At 70.7% G+C, this 11,305-nt stretch carries 10 protein-coding genes; 3 read left to right on the top strand and 7 right to left on the bottom strand.

Annotated features, from left to right (window positions below):
* Window positions 1-31 precede the first annotated feature (31 nt).
* From ACFWRV_RS32410 to ACFWRV_RS32390, 5 genes are all read right to left on the bottom strand, one after another.
* Window positions 32-1,399, bottom strand: coding sequence for a cryptochrome/photolyase family protein (locus ACFWRV_RS32410; RefSeq protein WP_384339488.1), 1,368 nt, complete (start codon window positions 1,397-1,399; stop codon window positions 32-34).
* Window positions 1,400-1,502: 103 nt separating this feature from the next.
* Complete coding sequence (locus ACFWRV_RS32405; RefSeq protein ID WP_384339487.1) at window positions 1,503-2,255, bottom strand: anti-sigma factor domain-containing protein; 753 nt, start codon at window positions 2,253-2,255, stop codon at window positions 1,503-1,505.
* The gene (locus ACFWRV_RS32400) at window positions 2,252-2,836 is read right to left on the bottom strand and encodes a sigma-70 family RNA polymerase sigma factor (RefSeq protein WP_384339486.1); all 585 of its coding nucleotides are present in this window, start codon (window positions 2,834-2,836) and stop codon (window positions 2,252-2,254) included. Before ACFWRV_RS32400 ends, ACFWRV_RS32405 begins: the two co-directional genes overlap by 4 nt.
* Before the next feature lie 120 nt (window positions 2,837-2,956).
* Entirely contained in the window at window positions 2,957-3,400 is a 444-nt protein-coding gene (locus ACFWRV_RS32395; RefSeq protein WP_384339485.1) for an ABA4-like family protein, read from the bottom strand.
* A complete protein-coding gene (locus ACFWRV_RS32390; protein WP_384339484.1) occupies window positions 3,397-4,371 on the bottom strand; it encodes a hypothetical protein in 975 nt (324 codons plus the stop codon). Before ACFWRV_RS32390 ends, ACFWRV_RS32395 begins: the two co-directional genes overlap by 4 nt.
* 116 nt (window positions 4,372-4,487) lie before the next feature.
* Between ACFWRV_RS32390 and ACFWRV_RS32385 the strand changes: the two genes are divergently transcribed.
* Window positions 4,488-5,273: a MerR family transcriptional regulator gene (locus ACFWRV_RS32385; RefSeq protein WP_384339483.1), complete on the top strand. Its 786-nt coding sequence runs from the start codon at window positions 4,488-4,490 to the stop codon at window positions 5,271-5,273.
* Between the two features lie 126 nt (window positions 5,274-5,399).
* Here the strand turns inward: ACFWRV_RS32385 and ACFWRV_RS32380 are convergent, their stop codons facing one another.
* Both ACFWRV_RS32380 and ACFWRV_RS32375 read right to left on the bottom strand, forming a co-directional pair.
* Complete coding sequence (locus ACFWRV_RS32380) at window positions 5,400-6,251, bottom strand: siderophore-interacting protein (RefSeq protein WP_384339482.1); 852 nt, start codon at window positions 6,249-6,251, stop codon at window positions 5,400-5,402.
* 56 nt (window positions 6,252-6,307) lie between these two features.
* Entirely contained in the window at window positions 6,308-7,216 is a 909-nt protein-coding gene (locus tag ACFWRV_RS32375) for a 5'-3' exonuclease H3TH domain-containing protein (protein WP_384339492.1), read from the bottom strand.
* 320 nt (window positions 7,217-7,536) lie between these two features.
* Here ACFWRV_RS32375 and ACFWRV_RS32370 point away from each other — a divergent pair, with 320 nt between their 5' ends.
* Both ACFWRV_RS32370 and ACFWRV_RS32365 read left to right on the top strand, forming a co-directional pair.
* Window positions 7,537-8,625: a glycine betaine/L-proline ABC transporter ATP-binding protein gene (locus ACFWRV_RS32370; RefSeq protein WP_384339481.1), complete on the top strand. Its 1,089-nt coding sequence runs from the start codon at window positions 7,537-7,539 to the stop codon at window positions 8,623-8,625.
* Window positions 8,618-11,242 carry an ABC transporter permease/substrate binding protein gene (locus ACFWRV_RS32365; protein ID WP_384339480.1) on the top strand — a complete coding sequence of 875 codons (2,625 nt, stop codon included), beginning with the start codon at window positions 8,618-8,620 and terminating at the stop codon, window positions 11,240-11,242. Before ACFWRV_RS32370 ends, ACFWRV_RS32365 begins: the two co-directional genes overlap by 8 nt.
* Window positions 11,243-11,305 lie beyond the last annotated feature (63 nt).

The following is an 11,305-nucleotide window of genomic DNA, read 5'->3' as shown; positions in this document are numbered from 1 at the left end:
GCGGAACGGGCCCTTCCGTCTGCTCGTACGGTCAGTCCAGGCCGCGCGCGCGTTCGAAGCGGGACCGGGCCTCGGCCAGGTCCACCACCGGGTCCGGGTAGTCGACGGCTGCCCGGTCCAGGCCCGCCAGCTTCCAGGGCTCGTGGATCGCGGACTTGTCCACCTCCGCCAGCTCCGGCACCCACCGCCGTACGTAATCGCCGCGGGGGTCGAAGCGCTTGCCCTGGATCACCGGGTTGAGGATGCGGTTGGGGCGGGTGTCCGTGCCGGTGCCCGCCACCCACTGCCAGTTGAGCTGGTTGTTCGCCACATCCCCGTCGACCAGCAGGTCGAGGAAGTGGCGGGCGCCCACCCGCCAGTCCACGTACAGCGTCTTGGTGAGGAAGCTCGCGGCCAGCATCCGGCCCCGGTTGTGCATCCAGCCCTCGTGCGCGAGCTGCCGCATCGCCGCGTCCACCAGCGGATAGCCGGTGTGCCCGGTCTTCCAGGCGTCGATCTCCTCCTCGTCGGAGCGCCAGCGGTCGTGGCGCGGCCGGTAGTCGGACCAGGAGGCGTCGTGGCGGGCCGCGAGGACCTGGTGGTGGAAGTCGCGCCAGGCCAGCTGCCGGACGAACGCCTCGCCGCCGGGTCCGCCCTTCTCCCGTGCGCGGTTGGCCAGTTCGGCGGCGGAGACCGTACCGAAGTGCAGATGCGGGGAGAGCCGTGAGGTGGCGTCGCCGGCCAGGTCGTCGTGGCCGTCCTCGTAGTCGGCCATGGGGCCGTGCAGCCAGGAGGTCACCAGCTTGCGGCCTGCCTCCTCGCCGCCCCGGGCCAGGCCGGGGGAGAGATCCTTGACGCTGTCCCGGTCCGGGAGCGGGTCGCCGGAGACGTCGTCCGGTACCCGGACCGTGCGGGGAGCGGTCAGTGTGCCCCGTACTCCCTCCGCCTCCCAACGGCGGAAGTACGGGGTGAACACCGCGAAGTGGTCCTTGCCGCCCGTCGGGACCACCCGGCCCGGAGCGAGCGCGGTGACCACCGCGTCATGGATGCGCAGCTCGCAGCCCGTGCCCGTGAGGGCCTCCCGGATCCGCTCCTCGCGCCGTGCCGCGTACCGGCTGACGCCGGCGGCGACGTGCACGGACTCCGCCCCGGTCTCCCCGACGACCCGCTTCACCTCGCGGGGCGTCTCGCCCTGGCGGACGATCAGCCTGCCGCCCCGGTCACGGAGTCCGGCGTCCAGGTCCGCCAGGCAGTCCGCGAGGAACGCCAGCCGGTTGGGCGCGTCGAACCCCGCGCGGTGGACGGCGTCGTCCCGGACGAACAACGGGACGACCTCGTCCGCGTCCCGCAGGGCGGCACGCAGTACCGGGTTGTCGTGCAGACGCAGATCGGAGGTGAACAGCACCACCGCGACACTCATGGAACACGTGCTCCCTTGCGCTATGCGTCGACCGGCGGCCGGACGGTGCGGGGCCGGTCGGTCAGCGGCCATTGGTCAGTGGCCGTGTCGGTCAGGCGGTCGGTCAGGCGGTCGGGAAGTCCATCAGCGCCACCGGCGACGAGGTCGGTTCGGCGGAGCCCCCGGCGGGCTCGACGGTGATGCCCATGCCGGACGCCCGGTCCACGGGACCGTCCAGCAGGACCGCGTCGTCGCTCGCCTTCGGGTCCATCAGGCCCGCCGAACGCATGGTGCCCTCGTCGTTGAACCAGATCTGGTAGACCTTGCCGCTCGGCGGCCGTTCCATCCCCGAGGCCAGGAGCACCGCGCGGTTGTGGCTCTGCGAGACGACGACGGTGCCGTGCGCGCCGCTGCCCAGTTCGGCCGAAGAGCTCTTCGCGTCCGGGGCGGAGAGCACCTGCGCCACCTGATCGTTCTGCCGCTGCGCCTGGTTCGCCTCCTGCCGCGCGTCCTGTGCCACCTGGTTCTGCCAGACCGCGACCCCGCCGAACGCGGCGGCCGCCGCGATGCAGGCGGCGAGCGCGTAGGCGTACCACCGTCCGGTGCGTCCGCCGCCACCGGTCCGCTCTCGTCTGCCGTGGGCCGGAGTCTCCTGGCGTACGGTCGTGATCTCCCGCAGCACCCTCTCGCGCAGCTCGCGCGGAGGGGCCTCGGCGACGGCGAGGCCGAGCCGGGCGGCGGTGGCCGAGAGCTCCCGCACCTCCTGGGTGCAGGCCTCGCAGTCCTCCAGATGACGCTCGAACGCCTGCCGTTCGGACTCCGGCAGCGCGTGCAGGGCATAGGCCCCTGTCAGCGTGTGCAGGTCGGCCGTGCTCATGCGCTCACCCCCAGGCAGTCGCGCAGCCGGATGAGGCCGTCGCGGAGTCGTGTCTTGATGGTGCCCAGCGGCACGGAGAGGAGTTCGGAGACCTCACGGTAGGTCAGGCCCCGGTAGTAGGCCAGGGTCACCGACTCCCGTTGCAGCTCGGACAGGGTGCGCATACAGCGCCGTACCTGTTCTCTCTCCAACCGGGTCTCGACCTGTTCGGAAACCTCGTCGAAGGCGGGCGTCCGGTCCAGCAGTGCCGCCTTGTGCTCCCGGGCTGCGGCGGCCTCGGCCGAGCGGACCCGGTCGACGGCCCGGTGGTGGGCCAGGGTGAGCACCCAGTTCATCGCGCTGCCCCGGGCGGCCTGGAAACGGGGCGCGGTGCGCCACACCTCCACCAGCACCTCCTGTGCCACCTCCTCCGACTGGGCCGGATCGCGGAGCACGCTGCGCACCAGGCCGAGCACGGGCCCGCTCACCGCTTCGTACACCGAGGCGAACGCGTCCTGGTCACCCCGCGCGACCCGCACCAGGAGCTCCTGGAGATCGGGACCCGGCGAGGGCACCCCACTGATGTGTACGGCTTCCTTCACGCGGGTTTCCTCCCGGGACGATCGTCGGTTCCAGCAGTGATACGGAGCCGACGGCCGAGCGGATTGGTCGGGTGCGGGCGATCTTCGCAGATCCGGTCCGGTCCCGGGAGGACGCGCAACTCAGCCGATCGGCGTTTCGCGCCGACGCCGGCGCAGCCGGAGAGCGCGAACGGCGAGGAAGATCAGCAGCCCGAACGGCGACAGCAGGATCGTCAGGACCAGCAGCGGCCCCATCAGCAGCGGCGAGAGCCCGAGCTTACGGCTCTGGAGGTACATCCACTGCCCGAGCAGGAGATCCCAGGCGATCACCTGCGCCCAGACGGCCCCCGCTCCGCCCGCCAGCGCCGTCAGATCACGGAAGGTGTCGATGTCCGGGCTGCTCACCGCCGTCCAGAGCTCCGGGAACACCGGGACGGCCAGGACGACGTAGACGACGAGCACGGGGAGCACGGTCAGCGGTGAGGCGACGGCACGGGCGGTGCCGGACCAGGTGGGGGCGAAGATCATCAGCAGCCAGAACGGGGCGGCCAGATAGAACGTGATCTCGAACAGTGCGCCGGTCATGCCACGTGCTCCTTGTCCGCGGCGGAGGAGGAGGTACGGGCCGGGCGGGCCGGGGCGACCGGGCGCAGCGCCCTCCAGGTCCCGTACGCCACCCCCGCGAGGATCGCTCCGGCGACGGTCAGCGTGGCCCCGTCCGGGTGGATCAGCGGCTGGCCCCGCAGCGCCTGCCAGGTGATGAGCGCGACGAGCGCCGCGTAGCCGCCGACGGCGACCCGTACCAGGCGCAGCCGCACCCCCGCGTCGCGCAGTGGAGCGACGCGGGGCGCGAGCAGCACCAGCGCGATCAGGAGCAGCGGGAGCATCTGGAGCGCGTGCATGCCCACGAAGTGCGGGGCCCGCAGATCGCCTCCGGTCGTCGACCAGCCGGTCAGCGCCATGGACGGGCCGCCGTCCGGTACGCCCACGGAATGCGCGCCGATCACATCGGCCGTGTCGAGGTTCCCGGCCGCCCGCTGGCTCTCGCTCGGCCGCGCCATCAGGAAGCCGAGAGCCGCGCCGGCCAGGGAGATCAGCAGGCCGCCCCGGACGGCCAGAGCCGTCGCACGGTCCGGGAGGCGGGTGCGCAGCAGCAGGACGGCGATCACCAGCGTGGCCGCCCACAGAACGACGATGGTCATCCCCATCGCGTCCCACAGCGCCGAGTCGAAGGCGGTCGCGGTGTTGAAGTGGCTGCGCTTCCCCCGGACGACCTGCACGGTGATGATCAACATCTCGGCCAGACCCGTCAGCACGACGACGTGTCCCGCCCACCGGCCGATCCGCCGCCCGCGCGTGAGGAGCGTCAGCATCCAGGCCAGCGTCAGGCAGTACGCGGTGAAGGACACGGCGAACTTGAACGGCTTCGCCCAGATCGGCGCGCCCACCAGCATCCGGTCGTCGACCACGAGGCCGACGGCGGAGACGACGGCGAGAGCGGCCATCGCGGCGGAGAAGACGACTAACGGGCGATGCCAGGAACGCCAGGACGACATGAGGGACCCCCTGATGGTGATGAGACCAATATGGATAGTCGCACTTACCGCTATCCGATAGGGGGACTATCTATGATGGGGATGGTTTCTGGCAAGGGTGAAAGGGCGAACACGCGGTGCGCATCGGTGAACTGAGTCGCAGATCCGGGGTCCCGGTGCCGACGATCAAGTACTACCTACGTGAAGGACTCCTGGCCGCAGGGGAGTTGACCAGCCCGAACCAGGCGCACTACGGCCCCGGGCACGAGCGCAGACTGCGCCTGATCCGGGCGCTGCTGGACGTCGGCGGCCTCTCGCTCGCCACCATCGGCGGGGTCCTGGAGGCCATGGACGATCCCGAGCAGCCGGTGCACGAGGTGCTCGGTGTCGCGGCGGACGGCGTCACGCCGACCGGCCAGGAGACGCCGGGGCCTGAACTGGAGGACGCGCGCGAGGAGGTGGCCGAGCTGGTGCGGCGGCGCGGCTGGGAGGTGGACGAGCGGGGCTCCGCCGCCGAATCGCTCGCGGGGGTGCTGTGCGCGCTGCGCAGGGCCGGACACGGCGGATACATCGACCTGCTGGACGTCTACGCGGACGCCGCCGAGCCGGTCGCCCGCGCCGACCTCGACTACGTACAGCGGCGGGTGGCCCGCGAGGACCTGGTCGAGAGCGTCGTCGTGGGAACCGTCCTCGGCGAGGCGATGTTCGGCGCGCTGCGGAGGCTGGCGCACATCGATGTGTCCTTCCGGCGCTTCGAGTCGCCGGAGTACCTCTCGGGGCCGGTCGAGCGGGAGGGGGGCGGTGGCGCGGAGGGGGCCGGTGCCAGGGAGGGGTCCGGTCGCTCGGAGGGGTCCGGGGGCGCGGAAGACTCCGGTGGCGCGAAGGGTCCCCGTGGTATGGAGGCGGGTGCTGCGGGCGGCTGAAGCCGGGGCCGGCTCCCCGCCCCGCCGTGCCCCCCCAACGGGCGGACCCCGCGCACCGCGATGCGCGGCGGACGGGGTCCGGGGTCGGCCGGCCGGGCGAGCGGGCACCCCGGCCGGCCGAAGCCGCTACGCGGCGGCCGTACCGCTCTCCTGCTCGCGCTCCACCTGCTCGTTCCACTCGCGCTTGACGGCACGCCAGGCGTCGTCGTCCTTGCCGAGACGCCAGTAGCCCGAGATCGACAGCTGGGCCAGCGGGATCTGCCGCTCCACGCGCAGGTGTCGGCGGATCTCCTTCACGAAGCCCGCCTCCCCGTGCACGAACGCCTGGATCTCGCCCTCGGGGAAGTCGAGCCCCTTCACGGCGGCGGTCAGCAGCTCGCCGACGGGCCGGTCCCCGCGGTGCAGCCAGGTCACGGCCACCCCGTCGGGCGTGACGATCTTCTGCTCCTCCGAGGCGTCCGGCACCTCGACGAAGGCGTGCACCGGCGCGCCCGCGGGCATCTGCTCCAACGCCGCCGCGATCGCCGGCAGCGCGCTCTCGTCGCCGACCAGCAGGTGCCAGTCCGCCGAGGCGTCGGGTCCGTAACCGCCGCCGGGACCGAGGAAGGTCACCTGCTCGCCCACCCGCGCCCGCTGGGCCCACGGTCCCGCCAGGCCCTCGTCGCCGTGCACGACGAAGTCGACGGCCATCTCCCGGGCGGCCGGGTCCCACGAACGCACCGTGTACGTACGGGTGGTGGGCCACAGCTCGCGCGGATACTCCTCGCGGATCGCGGCCATGTCGAACGGGTGCGCGTAGTCCGCGCCCTCGGGCGCGAAGCACAGCTTGATGTAGTGGTCGGTGAAGCCGGAGAGGGTGAAGTCCGCGAGCCCTTCGCCGCCGAGGACCACCCGCACCATGTGCGGGGTGATCTGCTCGGTGCGCACGACCCGCGCCCCTTGGGCCTTGGGTCCCTGCCGGGCCGGCCGCTCTGCCACGAGGTACTCCCTGGTTCGTAGACTTCCGAAGACTTAGGTATACCTAAGTTAGCACTTCACCGCTGAAGCACGGTCAGCAGTCGCTGCAGGGCCCCGCCCAGCCCCCACTGCTCCGCCAGCGCCTCCAGGGCGGCCGGGTCGCGAGGCTCGCGCGGCAGTGCCGGATCGAAGTCGGGCAGGGGGACGTCCCCGGCCACCCGGACCACCTTCGGCGCGACGGCCACATAGGCGCGCGACTCGTCCAGCCGCTTGCGCTGCGAAGGGGTCAGCTTCGCCTTCGGGTCGTCCACCGCGGCCATGATCCCGTCGAGATCGCCGTACGCGTCCAGCAGCTTCGCCGCCGTCTTCTCGCCGATGCCGGGGACGCCCGGGAGCCCGTCGCTCGGGTCGCCGCGCAGCAGCGCCAGATCGACGTACCCCGCGCCGTCCACGCCGTACTTCTCGCGCAGCCACGCCTCGTCGGTCACCTGGAGGGTGCCGACGCCCTTGAGCGGGTAGAGCACGCGCACCCGGCGGGCGTCGTCGACCAGCTGATAGAGGTCCCGGTCGCCGGTGACGATGTCGACCGGGCCGCTCGCCCGCGCCGTGAGCGTGCCGATGATGTCGTCCGCCTCGTAGGGCGTGACGCCGACCCGGGCGATCCCGAGGGCCGCCAGCACGTCCTCGATGATCGGGACCTGCGGGGAGAGCGTGTCCGGGATCTCCTCCTCGTCCGTCTGCCCGGCGGGCGTCTCCTCGGCGACCCGGTGCGCCTTGTACGTCGGGATCAGGTCGACCCGCCACTGCGGCCGCCAGTCGTTGTCCCAGCAGGCGACCAGCTCGTCCGGCCGGTGGTCGTGCACCAGGCGGCCGATGAAGTCGAGGAGGCCGCGCACGGCGTTCACGGGCGTCCCGTCCGGCGCGCGCACCGAGTCGGGAACCCCGAAGTAGGCGCGGAAGTACAGGGAGGCGGTGTCGAGGAGCATCAGGCGTCGCGTCACAGACCCGATGATGCCCCACCGTGCCGACAGTCGCTCCGGGTAACCGCTTACTTTCCCTCCGTCGCAGGTCAGTGACCTGAGTCACGGTCGCGTTTGCGTTGTGTAAGTGCGGGCAGGCGCGCCACCGGAGCGGACCACGTCGCACTTTCAACTAGTGCATGTGCCACGCGGACAGAGCCCGCATCGCTCCACGGTCTGCCGGAGGGGGTGGCAGACCGTTTTTCGGTTCAACGCGTGAGGTGTATGTGTCCAGGCTGCAAGCCGAACACTTGTACAAAGTCTTCGGCAGACGACCCGATGAAGCCGTGCGGAAGCTCGAGAGCGGCACCGACCGCGACGAGTTGCGCGCCGACGGAACGACCGCAGCGGTGATCGACGCCTCGTTCACCGTGGAGCCGGGTCAGATCTTCGTCGTCATGGGGTTGTCCGGCTCGGGCAAGTCCACCCTGCTGCGGATGCTCAACGGTCTGCTCGACCCCACCGCGGGCCGGGTGCTCTTCGACGGCCAGGACCTGACCGCCCTGAGCCCCCGCGACCTGCGGCACGTCCGCTCCACCAAGATCAGCATGGTGTTCCAGCACTTCGCGCTCTTCCCCCACCGGAGCGTCCTGGAGAACGCGGCGTACGGCCTGGAGGTCCAGGGCGTCCCGCGTGAGGAGCGCGAGGCGCGCGCCGCCGAGGCGCTGCGGCTCACCGGCCTCGAAGGCTGGGAGAAGTCCTGGCCCGACGAGCTGTCCGGCGGTATGCAGCAGCGCGTGGGCCTCGCCCGCGCCCTGGCCACCGACGCCGACCTGCTGCTCATGGACGAGTCCTTCAGCGCCCTCGACCCGCTGATCCGCCGTGACATGCAGGACCAGCTCCTGGAGCTCCAGAAGCGGCTGAAGAAGACCATCGTCTTCATCACCCACGACCTCAACGAGGCCATGCGCCTGGGCGACCGGATCGCCGTGATGCGCGACGGGGAGATCGTCCAGCTCGGCACCGCCGAGGACATCCTCGTCACCCCGGCCAACGACTACGTCGCCTCCTTCACCCAGGACGTCGACCGCTCCCGGGTGCTCACCGCGGGCGCGATCATGGCCGAGGCGCACACCGTGATGGGCACCAGGGCGGCGGACGGCAGGGAACTGCGCACCCCGCAGGACGTGCTCGCCGCGGCCCCCGCCACGGTCCCGGAGTCCACGCCGATCATCGACCTGTTCACGCCCTGCTCGCAGAGCGCGAACCCGGTCGCCGTGACCGACGCCAAGGGCAAGCTCGTCGGCGTCGTCCCCAGCTCCCGGCTACTCGCCGTCCTCGGCGAGCCGATGACGCCGGCCGAGGCCCCCCGCGACACCGACACCGACACCGAACCCGCGCCCGCGGGCGGCGTGAAGAAGGTGGCCAGTGTTTAGGCTCCCCCTCGGCGAATGGGTCGACTCCGCGGTCGAATGGCTGCAGACCCACCTCGCCTGGCTCTTCGACGCCATCAGCTCCCTCGTCAGCGGCATGTTCGACGGCATAGCCGCCGTCCTGTCCGCCCCCGCGCCGCTGCTGTTCGCGGGCATCGTCGCCGTCATCGCCTGGTGGCTGCGCGGCCTGCCCGCGGCCCTGCTCACTTTCGTCGGGTTCGCCCTCATCGACTCCGTCGAACTGTGGGACGAAGCGATGGACACCCTCACCCTGGTGCTCGTCGCGACCCTCGTCACCCTGGTCATCGCCGTGCCGCTGGGCATCTGGGCCTCCCGGTCCAAGACGGTCAGCGCGATCACCCGGCCGGTCCTGGACTTCATGCAGACCATGCCCGCCATGGTCTACCTGATCCCCGGCGTCATCTTCTTCGGCGTCGGCGTGGTCCCCGGCATCATCGCCACGATCATCTTCGCGCTGCCCCCGGGCGTCCGGATGACCGAACTCGGCATCCGCCAGGTCGACGGCGAGCTCGTCGAGGCGGCCGAGGCCTTCGGCACCACCTCGCGCAACACCCTGCTGCGCGTCCAGCTGCCGCTCGCCCTGCCCACGATCATGGCCGGAATCAACCAGGTCATCATGCTCGGCCTGTCCATGGTCGTCATCGCGGGCATGGTCGGCGGCGGCGGCCTCGGCGGCTCCGTCTACCGTGCCATCGGGAACGTCGACGTCGGCCTCGGCTTCGAGGCGGGCATCTCCATCGTCATCCTCGCCATGTACCTGGACCGGATGACCGGCGCGCTGGGCACCGAGGTCTCCCCGCTGGGCCGCCGTGCGGTGGCCAAGGCCCAGGCCATGGCCGAGGGCTGGAAGATCTGGACCTACCGCCCGCAGCCCCGCATCGCGGCCGTCGGCATCGTCGTCCTCGCGCTCGTCGCGGGCAGCATGAGCATGTTCGGCGGCGGCTCCAAGGACGACACCGCCGGCGCGAGCGCGCAGATCGGCGACGGCAAGAAGGTCAGCATCGGCTACATCCCGTGGGACGAGGGCATCGCCTCCACGTTCCTCTGGAAGGAGCTGCTGGAGCAGCGCGGCTTCGAGGTCGACGTCAAGCAGTACGAGGCCGGCGCGCTGTACACCGGCATGGCCAACGGGCAGATCGACTTCCAGACCGACTCCTGGCTGCCGGTCACCCACGCCAGCTACTGGAAGAAGTACAAGGACCGCCTGGAAGACCTCGGCGCCTGGTACTCCCCGACCTCGCTGGAGCTCGCGGTCCCCGCGTACATGAAGGACGTCCGGACCATGGACGACCTGAAGGGCCGGGCTTCCGAGTTCAAGGACCGGATCGTCGGCATCGAGCCGAGCGCCGGTGAGATGGGCCTGCTCAAGGACAAGCTGCTGCCGGGCTACGGCCTGGACAAGGAGTACAAGCTCATCGACGGCTCCACGCCGTCCATGCTGGCCGAGCTGAAGCGCGCCTACGCCAAGAAGGAACCGATCGTCGTTCCGCTCTGGTCGCCGCACTGGGCGTACAACGAGTACGACCTCACCAAGCTGAAGGACCCCAAGGGTCTCTGGGGCAAGGGCGACGGCGTCCACAGCCTGGCGCGCAAGGGCTTCTCCGCCGAGAACCCCGAGGTCGCCAAGTGGGTCAAGAACTTCAAGATGAGCGAGAAGCAGCTCACCAGCCTTGAGGCCGAGATCCAGAAGTCCGGTTCCGGCAAGGAGCAGGAAGCCGTCCGGACCTGGCTGAAGGACAACCCGGGCGTCGCCGACAAGTGGACCCCGGTCCCGAAGGACGCCCAGGCAGCAGGCGGCAAGGACGAGCGCGACCGCGCTCTGGAGGTCGCCTGGTTCCCCTGGGAGGAGGACATCGCCGCCACGTACCTGTGGAAGGCGGTCCTGGAGGAGCGCGGCTACAAGATCAACCTCAAGCAGTTCGAGGTCGGTCCGATGTACGCCGCGATGTCACGCGGCCAGATCGACGTGCAGTTCGACGGCTGGCTGCCGTACACCCAGAAGAATTACTGGGACAAGTACGGCGACCAGCTGACGGACATCGGCTCCTGGTACGGGCCGACCTCCATCGAGGTGGCCGTCCCCGACTACGTCAAGGACGTCAAGACCCTCGACGACCTCAAGGGGAAGGGCTCCGACTTCAAGGGCCGGATCGTCGGCATCGAGCCCGGCACCGCCACCATGGAGAACCTCAAGAAGAACGTCCTGCCGAGTTACGGCCTGGACGGGGAGTACGAGGTCCTCGACTCCTCCACGCCCGGCATGCTGGCCGAGCTGAAGCGCGCGTACGCCAAGAAGGAGCCCATCGCGGTTCTGCTGTGGACCCCGCACTGGGCGTACAACGAGTACGGCATGACCAAGCTGAAGGACCCGAAGAAGGCGTTCGGTGAGGGCGACCGGCTGCACACCATCGCCTCCAAGGAGTTCCCGAAGCAGTACCCGCAGCTGACGAAGTGGTTCAAGGACTTCAAGCTCACCGAGAAGCAGCTCGGCGGACTGGAGAACGAGATCCAGAAGCGCGGCGCGGGTCACGAGGAGGAAGCCGTGAAGGCCTGGATGGACGACAACCCGGGCATCGCGGACACCATGGCGCCCCAGTAGGGGCCCACGGGCACGAAAGCACAGGTCGAGAAGGGGTGGCTCCCGCCTTCGGGCGGGGCCACC

This window comes from Streptomyces sp. NPDC058576 (assembly GCF_042718715.1).
In the GTDB taxonomy this organism is placed as follows: Bacteria; Actinomycetota; Actinomycetes; order Streptomycetales; family Streptomycetaceae; genus Streptomyces.
This window is presented reverse-complemented; position numbering and strand designations above follow the sequence as displayed.

Coding starts and splice junctions, on each gene's coding strand:
- ACFWRV_RS32410 (WP_384339488.1), bottom strand. CDS start 1,399: ATGAGTGTCGCGGTGGTGCTGTTCACCTCCGATCTGCGTCTGCACGAC.
- ACFWRV_RS32405 (WP_384339487.1), bottom strand. CDS start 2,255: ATGAGCACGGCCGACCTGCACACGCTGACAGGGGCCTATGCCCTGCAC.
- ACFWRV_RS32395 (WP_384339485.1), bottom strand. CDS start 3,400: ATGACCGGCGCACTGTTCGAGATCACGTTCTATCTGGCCGCCCCGTTC.
- ACFWRV_RS32390 (WP_384339484.1), bottom strand. CDS start 4,371: ATGTCGTCCTGGCGTTCCTGGCATCGCCCGTTAGTCGTCTTCTCCGCC.
- ACFWRV_RS32375 (WP_384339492.1), bottom strand. CDS start 7,216: ATGCTCCTCGACACCGCCTCCCTGTACTTCCGCGCCTACTTCGGGGTT.